The organism is Paraburkholderia sp. NPDC080076 (genome assembly GCF_050281145.1).
GTDB lineage: Bacteria > Pseudomonadota > Gammaproteobacteria > Burkholderiales > Burkholderiaceae > Paraburkholderia.
Window position 1 is genome coordinate 646,898 of sequence record NZ_JBNNWQ010000002.1, and the last position, 21,427, is coordinate 668,324.

Here is a 21,427-nt window from a genome sequence, read left to right on the forward strand (position 1 = left end):
CCGGCCGGTTCAACACTCGATAGCGAGGGCTCATCCGTCGTGCATTCAGACTATCTCGCTCATGACGCCACCGGCCTCGCCGAATTGATACGCAAGCGCGAAGCAAGTGCGCGCGAGTTGCTCGACATTGCGATTTCACGCACCGAAGCCGTCAATCCCGCGATCAATGCGATTGTCCTGAAGGACTACGACGCAGCCCGTCAACGCGCTTCACGCGACGACGCGAGCCGTGCGAACGGCGCAAACAACGCCGATGGCGTCAGCGCGCAAACAGCGCTGGCCGGCGTGCCCTATCTGATCAAGGACCTCGGCGCGCCGGTCGCCGGACTGCGCATGGCCATGGGCAGCCGCCACTACCGCCACTTCATTCCCACCGAAGACGCCCCGGTGGTCGCGCTGGCGAAAGCGGCCGGCCTCAATATCTTCGCCAAGACCAGCACGTCCGAGCTCGGCCAGATGCCTTATACGGAGCCCGAACTGTTCGGCGCGTGCCGCAATCCGTGGAATCTCGACCATACGCCGGGCGGCTCGAGCGGCGGTGCGGCGGCGGCGGTTGCCGCCGGCATCGTACCGCTCGCGCATGCATCGGACGGCGGCGGCTCGATCCGCATTCCGGCGTCATGCTGTGGACTCTTCGGCCTCAAACCTTCACGCGGACGTGTGCCGCGTGCGACCGCGGAGGCTGAGGCCGGTGAACTCGGCGTCGATCATGCGGTGTCGCGCAGTGTGCGGGACAGTGCGCTGCTGCTCGATCTGCTTGGCGGCAATGCCGACCGGCCGCTCGGCGCGCCGGGCACGTTTCTGAGCGCGAGCCGCGAGCCGTGCAAACCGCTGAATATCGCGTACGTCACCGAGCCGATGCTCGCACCGTCGCTTTCCGCCGACGCGCGCGCCGCGCTCGAAGACGCCGCGCAACTTGCCAGCTCGCTCGGCCATAACATCGAACCGGTGTCGCTCGGCATCGACTTCGCGACGGTTCGCCACGCGTTCCTCACGCTCTGGTCCGTGACGGCGGAAGATCTGGTGCTGAACGCCGAACGGATCAGCGGCCGCAAACCGCTGCGCGCCGAATTCGAAATTTCGACATGGGCGATGGCGCATGTGGGCCGCAAACTCGGCGAGCGCGGCCTGCCCGCCGCGCTCGAAGAACAACGCCGCATCACCGGGCTGCTCACCGATCTGCTGAATCGCTACGACGTGATTCTGTGCGCCACGCTCGCCGCGCCGCCGATCAAGATCGGCGAGATGCGGCCCACGTCGGCGGAACGCATGCAGATGCGCGCCGTCACCACCATGCCTCTCGAGGCGTTGATGAAGAAGGTGCTGATGGAAGCGTCGAACAAGGCGTTCACGTGGGCCGGTTGCACGGAACTGTTCAACCTGAGCGGCCAGCCGGCGATGTCGGTGCCGCTCTACTGGAATGCGCGCGGGCTGCCGATCGGCGTGCAATTTGCCGCGCGTGACGGCGGCGAGGCGACGCTTCTGCGTCTGGCCGCACAGCTCGAAACGGCAAGGCCGTGGTTCGACAAGCGGCCGCCTTTGATACAGGCACGCAACTAGACGAGAGGTTTAGGAGAAGGTGTCGCAGCGAAGTAGCGGCAATGGTCCGCTGCCGGCAGTAAAGCCTGACTGAAATTCAGCCGCCCGGTCAGGCCGGCTTGCGATGCGCGTCGAGATCCGCGTGGCGCTTACCCGGAATGCAGGCCACCGCGACGATCGACAGCGCCAGTCCGCCCATCACGTAGTAAATCGGCGCGAGCGGCGAGCCGGTGGTGTTGATGAGCCATGTCACGACGAACGGCCCGAAGCCGCCGAACACCATCACCGCGATGTTGTAGGCGAGCGATAAGCCGGTCGAGCGCACGTTCGCCGGAAACAACTCTGCGATCAGCGCACCGAACGGTCCGTAATAACCGGAGAGCGTGATCGACAGCAACGCCTGCACGAGAATCAGTTTCGACACGCTCGGCTCCGCCGCGAGCCACGCGAACAGCGGATAGATGATCACGAGCGTAATCACCAGCGACCACAGCGACAGCCCCTTGCGCCCGATCCTGTCCGACCATGCGCCGGTCAATGGCGACAGCACCGTCAACAGCAGATTGCCGACGATCACCGCGTAAAAGGATTGCGCGTAAGGCAGCTTGAGTTGATTGACCGCGAAGGTCGGCAGATAGCTGATCAGCACGTAGATCGTCACCGTGAGCGCGATTACCGAGCCGAGGCCGCAGAGCACGTCACGGGTATGAGTTCTGAAAACTTCGCCGAGCGTCGCGCGCCGCGCGGTTTTTTGCGCGAGTAGAAACGCTTCGGAATCCGCGAGATGCCGGCGGATATAAAAGCCGATCGGCCCGATGATCAAACCCAGAATGAAGGGCACGCGCCAGCCCCAGGATTTCAGCGCCTCGGGCGACAGTCCGCGCGTGATCAATGCGCCCACCAGTGCGCCGAGCAGCAGCGCCGCCGCCTGGCTCGCCATCTGCCAACTGCCGTAGAAGCCGCGCTTCGAAAACGGCGCCGCTTCGATCAGCAACGCCGTCGAACTGCCGAACTCCCCGCCGGCGGAAAAGCCTTGCAGCGAGCGTCCGATTACGATCATCAACGGCGCGCCGATGCCGATCGCCGAGTACGGCGGTGCGATCGCCAGCAGCAGAATGCCGAGCGTCATCAGCGCGATGACGAGCGACAACGCCGCTTTGCGTCCCGCGCGATCCGCATAGAGTCCGAGTACGATGCCGCCGATCGGCCGCATGACGAAAGCGACGCCGAACGTCGCGGTGGCGAGGAGCAGCGACGCATAGTCGTTGCCGGCCGGGAAGAACAACTGCGCGATCACCACCGTCAGAAAACCGAACACGGTGAAGTCGTACCACTCGAGTGCATTGCCGATCACAGCCGCGACGACGGCTCGCGTATGAAGGCTCCTTGACGCTGGTTTCATTCGAATCTCCAGCCTGCCAAAAGTATCCTGTGGTGCGTCGTTTTAGTGCAATGCCGTATTAGCGCGAGCGAGAAAAAGAGCGCGAGCCGTAGAGGTCGCCTTGGAGTGTAAAGAGCGCACAAGCGGTTTTCAAGCAGCAAAAAGGCGTCTGCCGCGCGGGGTGGCAGACGCCTGAATGACTGGGCCTCGAATGCGCACCGCCATGTTGCGGCGCATTTCGCGCAACACTGAGTGCGTGTGCGGCTGATGGCTAATCAGGCCTTCTTGTTATATGCGCTGCACCAACCCTTGCTCGCCACCTGCTTGCCGGCGAACATCGGACAGCCGCCGTAGGGGTCGGTCGGCTTGGCCTGGTAGAAGCTGCAGTTGCCGCAGTCCTGGCCCGGTGCGTACTTGGCGAATTTCGCCTTGTCGACTTTCGTGGCGTCTTCCTTGTAGCCGAGTGCTTGCGCGGTCGGATCGGATTCGGCGACTTTCGGTGCGTCGGCAAATGCCTGGCGCGACAACGCAAAGGTGGACGCCACACCAATGCTGGTGATTAAAAACGTACGACGGGAAGGTTTCATGGGGACTCACTCCATTTCTATTGAACTGATCGCCGTTCTAGTGACAGCGGTTCTCAAGGATAGCAATGAAGCTGTCGCGCGTGACGGTCCAAATGATAGAGATAACCGAATTGGTACGACCGCGCGGCTGAATGTCGCGCGGAATGCGAATCGATCGCATGCGAGGTGACACTTTGCGGTGAAACACGCGATGCGCAAACCGCGCGCGAGTCGAGCGCTCGCAGTGAAACCGTTGGCGCGAACCGCGTGAATCACGCGCGTCCGCTCAACTCGCACACTCGCTGCGCGATCGCAAACGACGCCGTCAATCCCGGCGACTCGATACCGAACAGATTGACGAGTCCACGCACACCATGCGCGGCCGGACCTTGAATCACGAAGTCGGCAGCGGGTTCGCCGGGACCGGAAAGCTTCGGACGAATCCCCGCATACGCGGGCTGCAATGCATCGTCCGGAAGCGCCGGCCAATAGGCGCGAATCGCCGCGTAAAACGATTCCGCGCGACGCGGATCGACGTCGTAATTGATCGCATCGACCCATTCGACATCGGGACCGAAACGCGCCTGGCCGCCGAGGTCGATGGTCAGATGTACGCCGAGGCCCGCCTCGTTCGGCATCGGATAAATCAGGCGGCTGAATGGCGCGCGCCCCGAGATGCTGAAGTAGTTGCCGCGCGCGAGATAGAGCGGCGGCACATGCCGCGCGTCGAGTCCGCGGATCTTGCGCGCCAATGCGTTCGCCTGCAAACCGGCGCTGTTGATCACGCACGCTGCGCTGATCGTGGTCGGCGCATCGCCGCCCACCTTGATGATGAAGCGGCCATTGCTCGCTTCGATCGCCTGGACCGGCGAGTGAAACGCGCACACCGCGCCGTCGCGTTCGGCGTCGCCCTGCAGCGCCAGCATGAACTGATGACTATCGACGATGCCCGTCTGCGGCGAGAACACCGCTTCGACACATTCGAGCGCGGGTTCGAGCGCTTGCGCCTGGTCGCCGGTGATTCGCATCAGGTCGAGCACACCGTTGTCGCGGCCTTTGGCCATGATGCTTTCGAGCTGAGGAATCTGGTTGCGCGAAGTGGCCACCAGCAATTTGCCGCAGCGAGAATGCGGCACGTTACGCTCGACACAGTAGTCGTAGAGCATCTCGCGGCCGCGCACGCAAAGCCCGGCTTTGAGCGAGCCGCGCGGATAGTAGATGCCCGCGTGAATCACTTCGCTGTTGCGTGAGCTGGTGCCCACGCCGATTGCTTCGGCCGCCTCCAGCACGATGACGTCGCGGCCTCGCGCCGCCAGTGCGCGCGCCACCGCGAGACCGATCACGCCGGCGCCGATCACTACACATTCGATTTGGTCCATGTCCCTTGACGCGGCCAACCTCGCCGCGCGCTACCTCGTTCACCCGATCAAGATGAAGACAGGGTGCGGCTGTCGCGTGCCGTCCACCGCTCGCTGCCGAACGCTCCTGTCCATTCGCAACCGCTACGTAAAATTGTACGACGCCGTACAGACACAAATGCCCGCAGTCGGCAATGACTGCGGGCATGCGGTCTTGAGCGGGTCTCAAACGTAGCGGCCGGACTAGTTAGTGTACGCCGTCGAGGGTCGCCGCGCTCGCTTCTTCGCGTGGCCGGTGAATGTGACACGCGGCCCGGTCGGGCCGCGGTGCTTGCGGGACGGCCGGCGCTTAGTCCTGCGTGCTGACGCCTCGATGCGCAGCTTCCGCCACATGGGTCTTTTGCGCGCGCGGCACGGTGTAGCCGCCGACCGCGAGTTCCTGCTGATAAGCCGGCGCGTTCGGATTCAGGCTCAATTGACCGTTGGCGCGAGCTTCGGCCAACTCAGCCTTCACCTGGGCACGGGTCTTCGGACCGTTGTCGGGCGTCGCGCTCACGCTATCGGCTGAAATCGGCGCGTACGGATTCTGGTTCAACTCGCCGGCTGCGCGAGCTTGCGCGACCTCGGCTTGCACTTGCGCGCGGGTCACGCCGCTCGGTTGCGTGTACGTGGCGACTTCGGGACGATACGACGCCGCCGGTCCGTAGCCGCTCGCGAAGGCCGGGGCAGCGATCGTGGAGGAGAAAAGCAAAGCGAGGGAAGCCGTTCGCATGATGGTGGTTTCCAATAGTCGTTGAATTGGGGTTCTGTGCGTTGCGGAGTGACGTCTGGCGTGTCGCGCGGATGTCATCTCGTTGGGGGCTCAGTTTATTCCCTGACTATCGAAAAGCTAGATCGATTGATTACAACTTAGCATCTCATTAATAGCAACAATTGCCACGGCATTCACCGCGTTTCGGGCACGGATTCCCGGCTTCGGCCATAAAAAAGCCGCCCAGCGGCGGCTTTTCTACGAAAAAGTGGCAAAAATGCTCAAAAACCAATAGGTTTTCGCCGGTTTCCGTGGTCGAGGCGAATGTCGCCAGCTTCGACATGATCCCGTCCATCGATTCGCGCCGCGCCGAAGCCGTTGAGAATCGCGCGGCGCATTTCACGCGGCGATGCCCGCATCAGCGCATCGAGTGCGGCGTCGCCGAGCACGTCGGGAAAGCGCAGTCCCCAGTTGTGCGCGCAGCGGATCTCGTCGTAGATCGCCTGCGCGATACGGCGCGCGCCGTCGTGATCCGGCGGCGGGATCTCGTACACGTTCATCCGGTTCAGGATCGGCTCGGGAATCGAGCGTTCGTCGTTCGCGGTCGCAATCCAGATCACGTGGCCGGCATTGATCGGAATCTCGGCGAACTCGTCGATGAAGGTCTGCGCCGTGTCGTGCTCGAGCAACGCATACAGCGCGCCGAGCGGATCGTATTGCGAATCGCCCGTGGCCTTGTCGATTTCGTCGACGGCGATCACCGGGTTCGCGTAGCTGCCGTTCACGAGCGCATCGAACACCTTGCCCGGTTTTGCGTTCTTCCACTGCGACGAGGCGCCCGAGAGAATCCAGCCCGCCGTCAACGAACTCATCGCCACGTATTGATACGCGGTGCCGAGCAGGCGCGCCAACTGCTTGGCGAAGTGAGTCTTGCCGATGCCGGGGTCGCCGAGCAGGAGGATCGGCATCAGTTCGAGCCGGTCTTCTGTTTCGAGACACAACGCGACCTGCTTGCGGATGTCGTCGAGCGGCGCGGAAAAGTTGGGCAGCGCGTCGATCAGATCGTCGATCGACGGCATGCGGTTCGGCTTCACGCAAAAGCGCATATTGCCGGTTTTCAGCATCTTTTCGTATGTCGCGCGCAGTGCCTCGTTCGCGCCTTCACCGAGATCGTTCAGCGCGGTCTCGACCTGATCGAGGTCGTACACCCTGCTGAAAGACGCCACGGCGATTTCCTGTTTGACCATTGCTGTTGTCATCGCTCACCCCGTCTGGCTGGTCTTGCTGCTGCGGCGCCTGGTGGGCACCGTTTCAGGTCCAGTGTAACGAGGCCATATTCGCGTGCAAGCCAGCAGTCGTGCCGCTCTGCTGCTAACAGCGGGTTGTTTTTGGGGATTCCCAGCCTTATCTGAAATGGATTGTTGCTGAACCCGGCCCCGTTTGAAGTGTCAGAAAGGCGTTGCGCCCATCAGGGGTAAGATGGCCCTCTGGCTACGCTGCCGGATCTCGTGACCGGAGACTTCTTCTATGTGGAAAACCAGTATCGCGGCCGTATTGCTCGGCACATCGTTGCTTGCGAATGCACAACAAAGCGCACAACAACGGCCCGCGCAGCAGGTCGTGCAATGGCAGTTGCAAGTCATGCGCGATGGCCAGCAAATCGACGCGTTCGACGGCACCACTACCGTCGGCCAGGCGCGCACGGACACGCATCACAAGATCGTGCAACATAACGTCGGCTGCAAGGATCAGCCCGCCGGCAGTATCGATCTGGCGCGCACCCTGACCGTCTCGCCGCTGCAGGCGGATGCAAGCGGCGTCACACTGTCGATCGAAGCGCAGGAAACGTTCGAGGAAAACGCCGCGCGGCAAACCGACACCGGCTGCAAATTGCCGCCGCAACCGCGCCAGGTGAGCGCGAGCCATCCGGGTCTGAAGGTGGCAACGGGGCAATGGGCCAGTTGGACCATCGTCGACAAGGACCCGAACCTGGTCTACCGCGTGCGTGCGAGTCTCGCGGACAGCGCAAGCACGGCAAACTGATCGAACCGATGCAAAGAACACGCAAGAGAATGCGCAAACAGCACGCGACTAACCGACGCCCCCAACCAGAACACGTGGACAACGCGGCATGCGAAACCCCGAAGAATTGATCCGCGAGAGCGTAGCGCCCAAGGATTTCATTGCGGTGAGCTGGAACCTGCACAAAGGCCGTACACCGCTCGGCTTTCAGGCCTGGCAAGCCATGCAACGCTGGGTGCAATCGACCCACGCGGACGCCTATTTTTTACAGGAAGCGATGGCGCGGCGCATGCCGTCGCCCGTGCTGGCGAGCAGTTTCGGCGCGCCGCTCTCCGATCCGTTGAGCGACGTCTGGCATTGTCAGGCCACCGAAATCGCGCGCGCGCTCGAACTCGAAATCGCGCTCGGACCGAATGTTTTCAAACCGTCGTGGCGGCATGGCAATGCGATCCTGTCGCCGCATCCGCTCGATCTCGGCGGACGCTGGGACATCTCCGCGCATCGCTTCGAAAAGCGCGGTTTGCTGGTGGCGCGAGCGACCTTCGGTGGTCACTCGGTCACCCTGCTGTGCGCGCATCTTGCGCTCACGCGCTCGGCCCGCTTGCGTCAGATGAACTGGATCGCGCACTGGATCGCGAAGGAAGCGCCTGAAGGTCCGCTGGTGCTGGCCGGCGACTTCAACGACTGGCGCAACGATTCCGTGCCGCTGTTCGGCGAGCATGGTTTGCAGGAAGTGGCCACGCTGCTCGGCGAGTCCGGCCGCACCTTTCCGGCTTTCTCACCCGCACTCGCGCTCGACAAGATGTTCGTGCGCGGCATGAAGCCGATCGAATGGATCCAGCCGACGCAAGAAACCGCGTGGCTCTCGGATCACTTGCCGTATATGGCTCGCTTGCGGGTCGAATAGACACAGACCAAACCACAGGCGCCGCATATTAGTCCTTGTGCGGCGTCCATTTCAGCGTCGCGGCGATCTCCTCGCCCGGCTGCAACACGCAGCCGCCCACGTGCTCACGCATGCCGACCGCGTTGAAGCAATCGGTGGTGTTCGTCACCGGTTCCACGCACAGTTGCGCATCATTGGCCGGCGCGAATATCACCATGTGATCGAACGGCGCGTCGGCGGTCATCGTCAGTCGACGGTGTTCGTCGGGCCACGCAATGGTCGCCTCGCGCGACCAGTTCGCAAAGTTGTTATCGAGATCGAAGGCGTCCGGCGACATGCCTTCGCGCAACGCGGTCACAGCGGGATGCGGGCCGAGATGCGTCGGCAATACGTCGGCGTCGGCGTGCCACATGGCCGCCACGTCGGCGTACACGCGAGTCTGCGCAGTACGCGGATAGTACGGGTGATGCCCCATGCCGAACGGCATCGGCCGCCCTGTCAGGTTTTGCGCCGACAGCGTAATGTGCAATGCGCCGCCGCTCAACTCGATACGCTGCCGCGCACGATAGCGAAACGGCCAGTCGCCGGGTACGCGCGAATCCGGTTCATGTTCGAAGTGCAGTTCGACCGAGCTTTCGGTACGCGCTCCGACTTGCCAGGGATGCCGCCACGCATTCCCATGCAGCGCATGGCCGAAACGCGTGTCGTTGCCGGCGAGATCGATCGTGCGGCCGTCGAAGTCGAAACGCGCGTCGCGAATCCGGTTGCAGTAGGGAAAGAGCGGAAAGCTCGCCATGCGCAGCGGATCGCGTTCAGCGAAGGCCGCCGGCACGGCCGGCCGCAGCCAATGCAGCGGGCCGTTGGGCGTCGTCTCGTAGAACGCCGCCAGCGCGCCGCCCACTTCGGGCGCAATCACGGCACGCAGCGCGCCGGCCGAGAGCGTGACGACCGTGGCCACGACCGCGGGATCATCGAGCCACATGAGCCCGGTCGCGAGCGGGCGGATCGATTTCAAGGAAACGTCGCGCATGGTCAGAAAAGTCGGGGCCTCAGGCGGATGGCGGCATGAACACGCATCGGTGTCTCCTATGACGTGCCGCGCACAACGCGCGGCCGGCGGACTGTCAGAATCCGCGCGACCGAGAATCGCACGCCAAAGCGCAGTCGTCAATATTATTAGTAATAAATTGCAGGCCTGAGGTCGTGCAAACGGCGATGAAGCTCTCCCAAATGACGGGTTAGCGCGCGTTGCCGCGCGCATATTATTAGTGGTACCGTCAAGCACCGAGATGCCCACGGCATGCCCCAGCTTTAGCGCCGCTCCTGCGGCCCGCACAATGAAAAAATCGACTCAACGCCGTCCGACCATGACCGACATCGCCAAGCTCACTGGCGTGTCGCAATCGACTGTCTCGCTGGTGCTGAACAACGCGACCGGCGCGAAGTTCTCGGAGACTACCCGCAACAAGGTGCTGAAGGCCGCGCACGACCTCGGCTACCGGCTGTCGCTGCGCGAGCCGGTGTCGGCCTCGGCCGATGAACGCAATCTGATCGTCTATCTCGCCGACGAAATTTCCACCAGTCCGCATCCGGTTGTAAACATCGACGGCGCACGCGATGCGGCCTACGCAAGCGGCAAGATGCTGGCGGTCTATTCGACGCACGGCAACGCCGACATCGAGAAGCAGGTGCTGGACACCACGCTGTCGAATCCGCATGTGTTCGGCGTGATTTACGCGACCGTCTATACGCGCAAGGTGACGCCGCCGACGGCGCTGTCACAGGTGCCGACCGTGCTGCTGAACTGCTATACGGGCGAAGGCGGGTTTTCTTCGGTGGTGCCCGCCGAAGTGGCCGGCGGCCATCTGGCGACCGACTATCTGCTGCAAGCCGGACATCGGCGGATCGGCTATATCAACGGCGAGCCCTGGCAGGATGCCTCGAAGGATCGCCTCAAAGGCTACCGCACCGCGCTCGCGACCGCCGACCTGCCCTACGCGCCGGAAATGGTGCGCGACGGCGACTGGAGCTCGGGTCTCGGCTTCGAACTGACGCTCTCGCTGATGCGCGAACCCAATCCGCCGACCGCGATTTTCTGCGCCAACGACCTCACCGCCATCGGCGCGATCGAAGCGCTGAAGCAACTCGGCCTGCGCGTGCCCGAAGACGTCTCGGTGCTCGGCTACGACGACCAGGAAATTGCCCGCCACACGCATCCGCCACTTTCGACGGTCGTGCTGCCGAACTACGAATTGGGGCGCTGGGCCGTTGAGACCTTGCTGCAGGAAGAACACAACCGTGCCGCCGGCGCGCCGGTTCGGCATCGCATGGTCAAGCTCGACGGTCCGCTCGTCGAACGCGGTTCGGTCAGGGTAATTACCGAGGCAAAAAAGCCAATAATTAATATTATTAGTGATTGACCGATAATAATTCAGGATGGAATAATCGGCACGTCCGGTGGGGCAGATCAACGCCGGCCGGCAGGAGAAATTAAAAGCAAATACACCTACCTCACCAGGTACTGGAGGAAGACATGGCGTCGCTCAACACGCAGTCGCGCAGTCACGTGCGCAAGCAGCAGATTCGTCCGCTGGCGGGTTCGCTGCTGGCTCTGGCAATCGGTTTCGGTGTCGCCGCCGCGCACGCCGACGACGCGCTGCCGAAGTTATCCAGCAAGACTCCGCTGAAGGTCGGCTTCGCGCAGACCGAAAGCAACAATCCGTGGCGTCTGGCGGAAACCAAGAGCTTCAAGGACATCGCCGCGAAGTGCGGCTGGCAGTTGGTCATGACCGACGCCAACAGCTCGAACTCCAAACAGGTATCGGACATCCAGAACATGATCGCGCAGCACGTCGATCTGCTGGTGTTCCCGCCGCGCGAAGAAAAGCCGCTTGCACCGGTCGTGCTGCAAGCCAAGAAGGCCGGCATTCCGGTCATCCTGGTCGACCGCGACGTCGATCAATCGGTCGCCAAGGCGGGCCGCGACTACATCACCTTCATCGGTTCGGACTTCATTGATCAGGGCCATCGCGCCGCTGACTGGCTCGTCAAGGCGACTGGGGGCAAGGCGAAGATCATCGAACTCGAAGGCACCACCGGCGCGTCCGCCGCGAACGATCGCAAGAAGGGCTTCGACGAGATCATCGCGAAGAATCCGGGCATGACGATCATCGCGTCGCAAAGCGGCGACTTCGCGCGCGACAAGGGCCGCCAGGTCATGGAAACGCTGCTGCAGGCGCATCCGGACGTGACCGCCGTCTACGCGCACAACGACGAAATGGCGCTCGGCGCGATCGCCGCGATCAAGGCTGCCGGCAAGCAGCCGGGCAAGGACATCCAGATCGTCACGATCGACGGCACCAAGGGCGGCATGGACGCGATCGCGGCCGGCGAACTCGGCGCGAGCGTGCAGTCGAGCCCGTTCTTCGGCCCGCTCGCCTGCGACGTCGCACAGCGTTACGCGAAGGGCGAAAAGATCCCGACGTGGGTCAAGGTGTCCGACAAGTTCTACGACAAGAGCAACGTGCAGCAGAACATGCAGTACGGCTATTGATGGCTAAGCGCCGCTGTATGCGCGGTCTTGAAGTTTGAGCGCTGCGCTGTCGCAGAGCGTCCACGCGCTCCGGCGGCGCCCCGAAGAAGGAAGTCGCCCCGCCCGAAGTAAGTTCTGTTTGAAACATCGGGGGTCCGGGGATTGCTTTGCTGGACGTCCCCGCCCCGAATCTGTCTCCTCGGGGGGCGGGTGGCGGGAAGGGTTCGGAGCGACGCGTTCGTGGCAGCACGAGCCGTCGCTTCGCTTTTATGCGGCGTAACATGGTTCGGCGACACCGCCCGCATCTGAGCCCGAACGAAAGGCCGCACCGGCTCGCACGTGCAATGCATGGCGCGCACGCGGCAAATCAGGCAGCACACGCATCAGGAGGACACCCGTGACGGAATCCGGCAAAGAGACGCCACACTCTCCCCTTACCCGTTCGCCGCTGCTCGAGATGCAGGACATCGGCATCAGCTTCGGCGGCGTACCCGCGTTGCGCAGCGCCAATCTGAGCGTCGCCGCCGGCGAAGTGCATGCGCTGATCGGCCAGAACGGCGCCGGCAAATCGACCATGATCAAGATCCTGACCGGCGCGTATCGGCGGGGCTCGGGCAGCGTGCGCTTTGAAGGCCGCGAAGTTGATTTCCGCACGCCCAAGCAGGCGCGCGAAGCCGGCATCAGCACGATCTATCAGGAGATCAATCTGGTGCCGTTCCGCTCGGTGGCGGAGAACATTTTCCTCGGCCGCGAGCCGCGCCGCTTCGGCTTGATCGACTGGCGCGCGGTGCAGCAACGCGCCGCCGCACTGCTCGAATCGTTCGGTTTGCAGATCGATGTGAAGAAACCGGTCGGCCGCTATTCGACCGCGATCCAGCAGATGGTCGCGCTTGCGCGCGCGGTGTCGTCGGACGCAAAGATGGTCATCATGGACGAGTCAACTTCATCGCTCGACGAACGGGAGGTGGAGTTGCTTTTCACCGTGGTGCGCAAGCTGCGCGACGACGGCCGCGCGGTGATCTTCGTGTCGCATCGGCTCGACGAGCTCTATGCGCTGTGCGACCGCGTCACCGTGATGCGCGACGGCCAGACCGTCGCGCAAAGCACGATGGCGGACATGGACAAACTGCAGCTCGTCACGACGATGCTCGGCCGCACGCTCGCCGCCGTCGTGCAGGACGACGCCGACGCGCGCGAAGCGAACCTCGCGCGGCGCGGCAAGCAGATGATTGCGGCGACGCAACTGAGCGCGCATCCAAAGGTGAGCGACGTCTCGCTCGAAGTGCATGCGGGCGAAGCAGTCGGTCTCGCGGGCCTGCTCGGCTCGGGCCGCACGGAAACCATGCGGCTGATGTTCGGCGCCGATCCGCTGGAGCAAGGCTCGCTCTCGATCGGCGGCGAAACGGTGGCGCTGAAGTCGCCACAGGACGCGATTGCGCGCGGCCTCGCGTACCTCACCGAAGACCGCAAGGCCGAGGGCATCGTCCCCGAACTCTCGGTGCGTGACAACCTCACGCTCGTCTGTCTGCGCACGCTGGCAAAGAATGGCGTGGTCGACGTGAAGAAGCAGCAGGCGATCGTCGATCGTTTCATTGCGTCGCTCGGCATCAAGCTGCGTTCCGCTGATCAGCCGATCCGCGAACTGTCGGGTGGCAATCAGCAGAAGGTTTTGCTGGCGCGCTGGCTCGCAGCCGAGCCTTCGCTCTTGCTGCTCGACGAACCGACGCGCGGCATCGACGTCGGCGCCAAAGCGGATGTGGCGAAGATCGTGCGCGAGTTGCGCGACGCGGGCCTCGCCGTGCTGCTGTCCGCCTCCGAACTGGAGGAGCTGACCGCCGTGGCCGATCGCGCGGTGGTGATCCGCGACGGCCGCACGGTCGCCGAACTGAACGGCGCCGACATGAGCGAGAGCGCGATCATGGACGCCATCGCCTACGGCAGCGACGGCCATTCGCAACTGGCCGAAGCCGCGCAAACGGCAAACGCCGCACACATCGAAGACGCGTTGGAGGGCGACCGTCATGGCGCTTAAGTTGCACACGGAATCGTTGCATACCGAGCCGCGGCTCGGCGAAACCGCCCAGCAGATGACGGCCGCGCCGCCCGCCGCCCCGGCAACGACGGTGCGTAAATGGCGCCATCTCGCCATGCAGCGGGAAGTCATCGTCCTGCTCGCGATGGTGCTCTTCAATCTGATCTTCACGCCGCATTTCTGGTCGCTGCAAACCTTCAACGTCAACATGACGCAGGTGGTGACGATCGTGATCGTCGGCATCGGCATGACGCTGGTGGTCGCGACCGGCGGCATCGATCTGTCGGTGGGCGCGTCGATGGCGATCTCCGGTGCGCTCGCGCCGATGCTGTTCCTGAACATTGCCGGACCCGGCGGCATTGCGCTCGCGTTCGTGCTGCCGGTGCTCGCCGCAGCGCTGTGTGGCGTCTTCAACGGCTTGCTGGTGACGAGGTTATCCGTGCAGCCGATTGTCGCGACGCTGGTGCTGTTCATCGCCGGACGCGGCATCGCGCAAGTGGTCACCGACGGCAGCCTGCAGGCGTTCAACACGCCCGCGTTCCAGTGGATCGCGCTGGGCAAGGTTGCAGGCGTGCCCTTCCAGGTGCTGCTGATGCTGGCGCTGGTCGCCGTATTCGTGTGGGTCGTGCGCAAGACCCTGTTCGGCCAGTATCTGCTGATCACCGGCGGCAACGAAAAGGCCGCCTATCTGTGTGGCGTGCCGACGGCCACGGTGAAGCTGATCGCCTACACGCTGTGCGCTGCGCTCGCGGGGCTGGCGGGGCTGATCTCGATCTCCGTGAATTCGTCCTCGGATGCGAACGTGGTCGGGCTCGGCGTCGAGCTCGACGCGATCGCGGCAGTCGCCGTCGGCGGCACGGCGCTCACCGGTGGCAAGGCGTATATCGGCGGCACGCTGATCGGCGCGCTGATCATCCAGTTGCTGCGCTACACGCTGCTCGCGCACGGCATTCCCGACGCGGCGGCGCTGGTGGTGAAGGCCGGCATCATCGTCGCGGCGGTTTATGTGCAGCGGCGCTCGCGCTAAGTCTCGCTAAATCACGCGCCTCAGAGAAAATTCCGGACTCGAAGCGATGAAAAAGAATCTCCCTATCTTGCTCGCACTAGCCGCGCTCGTCGTATTCGGCCTCGTGCGCTACGAGCATTTCGGCTCGGCGTACAACATCACGTCGTTCTGGCGCTACAACTCGATGTTCGCGCTGATCTCGGTCGGCATGGCGTTCGTGATCATCACGGGCGGCATCGATCTGTCGGTGGGCACGGTGGCCGCGCTGGCCAGTGTCGTCGCCGCGCTCACCAGCGTCTATGGCGGTTGGGTCGCCGTGCTGGCAGGATGCGCCGCGGGACTCGCGGTCGGCGTGCTGAACGGCCTGATCATCACGCGCCTGAAAATCCTGCCGTTCATCGTCACGCTCGCGACGAGTCTCGGCGCGCACGGCGTCGCGCTGCTGCTCGGCAAGAACGATGCGGTGTCGATTGCCGCCGACTCGAACTTCGGCAACTTCGGCCAGGGCGATCTGTTCGCACTGCCGATTCCGGGCCTCGTCGCCGTCGTGGCGGCGTTAGCCGGCTGGCTCGCGCTGCGCAGTACGCGCTTCGGCCGGCATTCGCTGGCGATCGGCGGCAGCGAGGAAGCCGCGCGGCTGATGGGCCTGAACGTCGACCGCACGCTCGTGATGGCCTATGCGGTGAGCGGCCTGCTCGCCGGCATGGCGGGCGTGATCCTCGCCGCGCAGTTCGGCGCGGGACAACCGAACGAAGGCGTCGGCTGGGAGCTGTTCGCGATCTCGGCGGTGGTGCTCGGCGGCACGCTGCTCACGGGCGGCGAAGGCTCGATCGCGATGACGATTGCCGGCGTGTTGTTGCTCGGGCTGGTGTTCAATCTGCTGAACTTCGAGAACGGGCTGGGGTTTATCAGCTTGTCGGCGTATTGGCAGTCGGTGATTCGAGGCGTGTTCCTGCTGCTGGTGATCGTGTTGCAGGCTCGCGTGCTGAAGCAGCGCGGGAAAAAGCGGGTCGTGGCTGCGGCGTGATTGGCTGATTCACGCTCAAACGGTCGATCGATGCGGCGAGAGCTCGCGGCGGTCTTGTGCTCACTTTCATGAGCATCGAGGTAATCAAAGCGGAAAACGCCAGAATCCTTACTATAACTGGGATTCCGGCGTTTTTAGCAATCACCCGCACGCCTTTGTGTACCAACCTATCACGATCAGAACGGGCCCGATAGAAACGCCCTCGCACGCACGCCGCGCACCTCGCCGCGTTCCGCTTCCTCACCATCCATTACGCTTTTGCCAGTTTTATCAGCAGGGTCAATGCTGCAGCGCATGGCGGGTTTCGGTATCATCCTGAAAATGTTGCCCGCGCGGCGCGCCTACCCGGCGCATCCCGGATAACCGATGGCAGCCGCCGTGCGCGGCATTCGCCCATCGCCGCACCCCTGCTGAAGCGCGTAGCCGCACCACGCCAACGTATTCCGCGGCGCCGATCGCAAAGACAGCCGGCGCCGACGCTTCCAGGTCCGGTAACCCGCTTCACCACGCTCAACCGCCGCGTCGCAGCCCTCAGGGAGCGGGCGCGGTAAAATAGCGGATTGCGCGTGATTCCCGTATGGGTTAGCGCAGCATCGCCCTTGCCGTGCCGGCCGGCTCAAAACGACTGGCCGCCTTTGTTTTCGCACTATCCAAGAAGCCATGAGCAACCTGAATTCACAAACCGTCCTGAGCGTCCATCACTGGACCGATACGCTTTTCAGCTTCACCTGCACGCGCGATCCGTCGTTCCGTTTCGAAAACGGCCAATTCACGATGGTGGGCCTCGAAGTCGATGGCAAGCCGCTGATCCGCGCCTACAGCCTCGCAAGTGCGAACTACGAAGAGCATCTCGAATTCCTGAGCATCAAGGTGCAGGACGGCCCGCTCACGTCGCGTTTGCAGCATCTGAAGGTCGGCGACGAAGTCCTGATCGGCAAAAAGCCGGTCGGCACGCTGATGGCCGACAACCTGCTGCCGGGCAAGACCCTGTGGCTGTTGTCCACCGGCACGGGGCTCGCGCCGTTCATGTCGATCATCAAAGATCCGGATATCTACGACCGCTACGAGCGCGTCGTGCTCACGCACACCTGCCGTTTCGTCGACGAACTCGCGTACAAGGAATACATCACGGATCACCTGCCGGCGCACGAACATCTGGGCGAGCTGGTTCAGGAAAAGCTGCTGTACTACCCGACGGTCACGCGCGAAGCGTTCCAGAACCGCGGTCGTATCACCGAGCTGATCGAAACCGAAAAGCTGTTCGCCGACCTCGGCGTGCCGGGTTTCTCGCTCGAAAACGACCGCATCATGCTCTGCGGCAGCCCGCACATGCTGCGCGACACGCGCAAGCTGCTCGACGAAGCGGGCTTCCAGGAAGGCAGCAACAACGCGCCTGGCCACTACGTGGTCGAAAAGGCCTTTGTCGGCTAAGTCACGGTCCGAAATTCGCGGCCCGCGCCGCGAAATCAGCAAAAGGAGCCTTCGGGCTCCTTTTTTTTTGCAGTTACAATTTGGCGTCCCCGGACTGACATTGTGCGTCGGTATTCTTCCTACAAACCGGGCGTTGCAAATCATCAACCATTGCGTGAAATGTAGGCGCTAACCCTTGGTGGAACTGCATTTTTTCTTTTAATGAGATATCATCGCGGCGCATCATCAGTCGAATTGACACGCCTGTCGTGGCACACCCGCCATGTTACTGAATGTAAATTTCGTTACTTCACACCGTAGCGATTCGGCCGTTGCGTCCTAAGCGCGATGGCCTGCACCTGGAGGCCAGAGACCCACATGCGTTCTTTCGTCTTCGCGCCGCCGATGCGCATCCGCTTCGCTGTCCACAGCGCTTCCTGAGAGGGAAAGTCATGGATACGTCGACTGTCGTCCCGTTCACCGCCCCGCTTCCATCGTCACCGGCACGTGACGGATTCGACGCATCCGTCGCGGGCGAGCCCGTTGCGCTCGCTTCGTCGGCCGAACGGGAACTCGCGCGGCTGCGCGCCCGCGTGCGCGAACTCTCGGCCGAACTGGTTCAGGCGCAGGAAGCCGCGTGCCGCCATGTGGCGCGTGAGTTGCACGATGGCGTGGGTGCCGAACTGACGGCGACGCGTTTCGCGCTCGCCGGCGTCGAAACCTGGCTGCCCGCCGATGCGCCGCCGCAATGTGCCGCCGCGCTCGCCGTGGCGAACCGGTCGCTCGACGCCGTGTGCGAGGCCAGCCGTCAGGCTGTCGCGGAACTGCATGCGCCGTCGCTCGAGGCCGGTATTGTCGGCGCGCTGGCCCACTGGACCGGCGACTTCGCCGCGCGCACGCAACTGCGCACGAGCTTCGTGTGCGCCGCCGACGTGCGTCTGACGCGCCTGCCCGCCGACGCCGCGCTGGCCGTATTCCGCGTCGCGCAGGAAGCGCTGAACAATATTGCCAAGCACGCGCGCGCCGAATCGGCCGACGTGCGCATCGAAACCAGCCGCCGTCACCTCACGCTGATCATCAGCGACGACGGTGTCGGCGTCACGCGCAACGCCCGCAGCCGCCTTGGCCATTTCGGCCTGAGCGGCATGCAGGCGCGCTGCGCGGCGTTCGACGGCACGCTGCGCGTGAGCGCACGGCGCGCCGGTCAGGAGCGCGGCGAGAGCGGCAACGCGTCGCGCGGAACCCTCGTGCGCGCGCGCTTTGCCTGGGACGCGATGCTGGCGCACGCGCCGCGCGCTGCTCGGCACGCGCTGCAATCGTGAGTACGCCATCATGAGTCTTCGCATTCTGCTCGCCGACGACCACGCGGTGGTTCGCCAGGGCGTCCGCCAATTGCTGCTCGACCGCGGCGTGGCGCGCGAAGTCACCGAAGCGCAAAGCGGCGCGGAAGCGCTCGACGCCGCCGCCCGCCACAGCTATGACGTGGTGCTGCTGGACATTTCGCTGCCCGACATGAACGGCGTGGAAGTGCTCAAACGTCTGAAGCGCAAGGCGCCGCGCGTGGCCGTGCTGATGTTCTCGATGTACCGCGAGGACCAGTACGCCGTGCGCGCATTGAAGGCCGGCGCCGCCGGCTACCTGTCGAAAACCGTCGACGCCGCGCAGATGATCGGCGCGATCAAGCAGGTCGCGGCGGGCCGCAAGTACGTGAGCCCGGCGATGGCCGAAGCGCTCGCCGACTACGTTTCCTTCGACGGCGAACAGTTGCCGCACGAAAAGCTTTCCGACCGCGAGTATCAGACGTTATGCATGCTCGCGTCGGGCAAGCGGCTGACGGATATCGCCGTGGCGCTCTCGCTGTCGGTGAAGACGGTCAGCGTCTACCGCACTCGGCTGCTCGAGAAAATGAAGCTGCGCAATAACGCCGAGCTGACGTTCTATGTGATGAGCAACCGGCTCATCGATCTGAATCCGGCGATGGCGGGCTGACCTCCCTTCGACGCCAGCGCGACTCTGTGTCGCTGCATAGCTCGGCCTTGCCGCGACTCATTTGCAAGAGAGCGCTTCCCGTCCAGTTGGCCACGCATCAACCTAAAGCCTTGCGGCCATTGCCTGTCCGGCGGACGAGGGTGCCGCTGGAATCGTCTCTGCCGGGGATTTTCAGCCCGGCGCATCGGCCCTGAAAAGCACGTCCCAAAATGGTGCAAGCGCATGCATCCGCTAAAATCGCGGGTTTCCCGACATTCGGCGCGCAACACGCGTGCACTACTGGAGACCCCGCCAATGTCCCTGTTTCGCAAAAAGAGCGTCGAGCACATGATCGCCGCGAGTGCTCAGAACGCCGGCTTGAAGAAAGCGCTCGGTGCGCTCGATCTGACCTTCCTGGGTGTAGGCGCCATTATCGGCACCGGCATTTTCGTGCTGACCGGCACGGGTGCCGTGCAGGCCGGCCCGGCCCTGATGATCTCGTTCCTGATCGCGGCTGTCGCCTGCGGCTTCGCTGCGCTCGCCTACGCCGAATTCGCCTCGACGATTCCGGTGGCCGGGTCGATCTACACCTACTCGTATGCGACGCTTGGCGAACTGGCCGCGTGGATTATCGGCTGGGACTTGATGCTCGAGTATGGGCTGGCCACCTCGGCGGTGTCGGTGGGCTGGTCGGGTTATCTGCAATCCTTGCTGTCGGGCTTCGGCGTGTCCTTGCCGGTCGCGCTGACGGCCGCGCCGGGCGCGTTGCCCGGCCATGACACGCTCTTTAACCTGCCCGCCTTCCTCGTGATGATGGCGATCACCGCGCTGTTGTCGGTCGGTGTGCGCGAGTCGGCGCGGATCAACAACATCATGGTCGCGATCAAGGTCGTCGTGGTGTTGCTCGTGATCGGAGTGGGCGTGTTTCACGTGACGCCGGCCAACTGGCATCCGTTCATGCCGAACGGCTGGAACGGCGTGTTCGGCGCGGCGGCGGTGATGTTCTTCGCGTTCATCGGCTTCGATTCGGTGTCGTCCGCGGCGGAAGAGGTAAAGGATCCGAAGCGCGATCTGCCGATCGGGATCATTGCGTCGCTGGGCGTTTGCGCGGTGTTGTACGTGGCGGTGGCTGCCGTGGTCACCGGCATCGTGCCGTCGGCGCAGTTCGCGAATATTTCGCACCCGGTGTCGTATGCGTTGCAAGTGGCGGGGCAAAAGTGGGTGGCGGGTTTTATCGACCTCGGCGCCGTGCTGGGCATGCTGACGGTGATTCTGGTGATGGCTTATGGGCAGACGCGGGTGATTTTTGCGATGTCGCGGGATGGGTTGTTGCCTGCTCGGCTTTCGAAGGTGCATCCGCGGTTTGCTACGCCGTTTTTTACTACCTGGCTCGTTGGGATTTTCTTTGGGTTGATCGGGGCGCTCGTGCCGTTGAATGTGTTGGCTGAGCTGATCAATATCGGTACGTTGGCCGCGTTTTCGATGGTGTCGATTGCGGTGCTGGTTTTGCGGAAGACGCATCCGGATTTGCCGAGGGCGTTTCGGTGTCCTGGGGTGCCGGTTGTGCCGGTTTTGGCGGTCGCTTCCTGTCTGTTTTTGATGGTTAATCTTCAGGCGATTACCTGGGTGGCGTTTGTGGTTTGGTTGCTCATTGGGATGGTTATCTATTTCGGCTATTCTCGGCGGCATTCCAAGTTGAGCAAGTGATTTTTTTTGCCTGCTTATTGGCTGTTTTTTTTGCCCATGGTCTTTGGGGTGTTGGCCTTTCCTTGAATTCATAGTGGTCTATTAGCGTTGCCCCTGTGCGGGGCGGCACCTACTTTCTTTGCCGCCGCAAAGAAAGTAGGCAAAGAAAGCGGCTTCACACCGCTAGTTCTTAAGCGGGTCCCCCGCACAGTCGCGGTAGTGGTGCATCTGGAATCCGTCCCCTCGCACATTACGCGTCAGTG

General features: G+C 63.3%; 18 protein-coding genes. 12 read left to right on the plus strand and 6 right to left on the minus strand.

Annotated elements, in window-relative coordinates; translation table 11 throughout:
* Positions 1–39 precede the first annotated feature (39 nt).
* Positions 40–1,560, plus strand: a complete 1,521-nt coding sequence (locus tag ACQKRQ_RS10290; RefSeq protein WP_132376351.1) for an amidase — start codon at positions 40–42, stop codon at positions 1,558–1,560.
* Between the two features lie 88 nt (positions 1,561–1,648).
* Here the strand turns inward: ACQKRQ_RS10290 and ACQKRQ_RS10295 are convergent, their stop codons facing one another.
* From ACQKRQ_RS10295 to ACQKRQ_RS10315, 5 genes are all read right to left on the minus strand, one after another.
* Positions 1,649–2,941, minus strand: a complete 1,293-nt coding sequence (locus ACQKRQ_RS10295; protein WP_427476750.1) for an MFS transporter — start codon at positions 2,939–2,941, stop codon at positions 1,649–1,651.
* 254 nt (positions 2,942–3,195) lie between these two features.
* Entirely contained in the window at positions 3,196–3,507 is a 312-nt protein-coding gene (locus ACQKRQ_RS10300) for a high-potential iron-sulfur protein (RefSeq protein ID WP_132376353.1), read from the minus strand.
* A 251-nt stretch (positions 3,508–3,758) separates the two neighbouring features.
* Positions 3,759–4,865 carry an NAD(P)/FAD-dependent oxidoreductase gene (locus ACQKRQ_RS10305; protein WP_427476752.1) on the minus strand — a complete coding sequence of 369 codons (1,107 nt, stop codon included), beginning with the start codon at positions 4,863–4,865 and terminating at the stop codon, positions 3,759–3,761.
* A gap of 328 nt (positions 4,866–5,193) precedes the next feature.
* Complete coding sequence (locus tag ACQKRQ_RS10310) at positions 5,194–5,616, minus strand: DUF4148 domain-containing protein (RefSeq protein ID WP_408180398.1); 423 nt, start codon at positions 5,614–5,616, stop codon at positions 5,194–5,196.
* A 260-nt stretch (positions 5,617–5,876) separates the two neighbouring features.
* A complete protein-coding gene (locus ACQKRQ_RS10315) occupies positions 5,877–6,854 on the minus strand; it encodes an AAA family ATPase (RefSeq protein WP_132376356.1) in 978 nt (325 codons plus the stop codon).
* 268 nt (positions 6,855–7,122) lie between these two features.
* Here ACQKRQ_RS10315 and ACQKRQ_RS10320 point away from each other — a divergent pair, with 268 nt between their 5' ends.
* Together ACQKRQ_RS10320 and ACQKRQ_RS10325 are read left to right on the plus strand one after the other, a co-directional pair.
* Positions 7,123–7,638, plus strand: a complete 516-nt coding sequence (locus tag ACQKRQ_RS10320; protein WP_427476755.1) for a hypothetical protein — start codon at positions 7,123–7,125, stop codon at positions 7,636–7,638.
* A gap of 88 nt (positions 7,639–7,726) precedes the next feature.
* On the plus strand, positions 7,727–8,524 hold the full coding sequence (locus ACQKRQ_RS10325) for an endonuclease/exonuclease/phosphatase family protein (protein ID WP_132376358.1): 798 nt from the start codon (positions 7,727–7,729) through the stop codon (positions 8,522–8,524).
* Between the two features lie 28 nt (positions 8,525–8,552).
* Here the strand turns inward: ACQKRQ_RS10325 and ACQKRQ_RS10330 are convergent, their stop codons facing one another.
* Positions 8,553–9,533 (minus strand): aldose 1-epimerase, encoded by a 981-nt coding sequence (locus tag ACQKRQ_RS10330; protein ID WP_427476757.1) that lies wholly within the window; start codon positions 9,531–9,533, stop codon positions 8,553–8,555.
* Positions 9,534–9,870: 337 nt separating this feature from the next.
* Between ACQKRQ_RS10330 and ACQKRQ_RS10335 the strand changes: the two genes are divergently transcribed.
* From ACQKRQ_RS10335 to ACQKRQ_RS10375, 9 genes are all read left to right on the plus strand, one after another.
* Positions 9,871–10,923 carry a LacI family DNA-binding transcriptional regulator gene (locus ACQKRQ_RS10335; RefSeq protein WP_132377006.1) on the plus strand — a complete coding sequence of 351 codons (1,053 nt, stop codon included), beginning with the start codon at positions 9,871–9,873 and terminating at the stop codon, positions 10,921–10,923.
* A 113-nt stretch (positions 10,924–11,036) separates the two neighbouring features.
* Positions 11,037–12,056 (plus strand): ABC transporter substrate-binding protein, encoded by a 1,020-nt coding sequence (locus ACQKRQ_RS10340; protein ID WP_132376360.1) that lies wholly within the window; start codon positions 11,037–11,039, stop codon positions 12,054–12,056.
* Between the two features lie 436 nt (positions 12,057–12,492).
* Positions 12,493–14,067 carry a sugar ABC transporter ATP-binding protein gene (locus tag ACQKRQ_RS10345; protein WP_243658271.1) on the plus strand — a complete coding sequence of 525 codons (1,575 nt, stop codon included), beginning with the start codon at positions 12,493–12,495 and terminating at the stop codon, positions 14,065–14,067.
* Positions 14,057–15,094, plus strand: a complete 1,038-nt coding sequence (locus ACQKRQ_RS10350; RefSeq protein ID WP_408248592.1) for an ABC transporter permease — start codon at positions 14,057–14,059, stop codon at positions 15,092–15,094. Before ACQKRQ_RS10345 ends, ACQKRQ_RS10350 begins: the two co-directional genes overlap by 11 nt.
* A gap of 46 nt (positions 15,095–15,140) precedes the next feature.
* Positions 15,141–16,100 (plus strand): ABC transporter permease, encoded by a 960-nt coding sequence (locus ACQKRQ_RS10355; RefSeq protein WP_427476760.1) that lies wholly within the window; start codon positions 15,141–15,143, stop codon positions 16,098–16,100.
* 660 nt (positions 16,101–16,760) lie between these two features.
* On the plus strand, positions 16,761–17,531 hold the full coding sequence (locus tag ACQKRQ_RS10360; RefSeq protein ID WP_132376363.1) for a ferredoxin--NADP reductase: 771 nt from the start codon (positions 16,761–16,763) through the stop codon (positions 17,529–17,531).
* 431 nt (positions 17,532–17,962) lie between these two features.
* Positions 17,963–18,832, plus strand: a complete 870-nt coding sequence (locus ACQKRQ_RS10365) for a sensor histidine kinase (protein ID WP_427476762.1) — start codon at positions 17,963–17,965, stop codon at positions 18,830–18,832.
* A gap of 10 nt (positions 18,833–18,842) precedes the next feature.
* Entirely contained in the window at positions 18,843–19,499 is a 657-nt protein-coding gene (rqpR, locus tag ACQKRQ_RS10370) for a response regulator transcription factor RqpR (protein WP_132376365.1), read from the plus strand.
* A gap of 294 nt (positions 19,500–19,793) precedes the next feature.
* Positions 19,794–21,185 (plus strand): amino acid permease, encoded by a 1,392-nt coding sequence (locus tag ACQKRQ_RS10375; protein ID WP_132376366.1) that lies wholly within the window; start codon positions 19,794–19,796, stop codon positions 21,183–21,185.
* Positions 21,186–21,427: the final 242 nt, after the last annotated feature.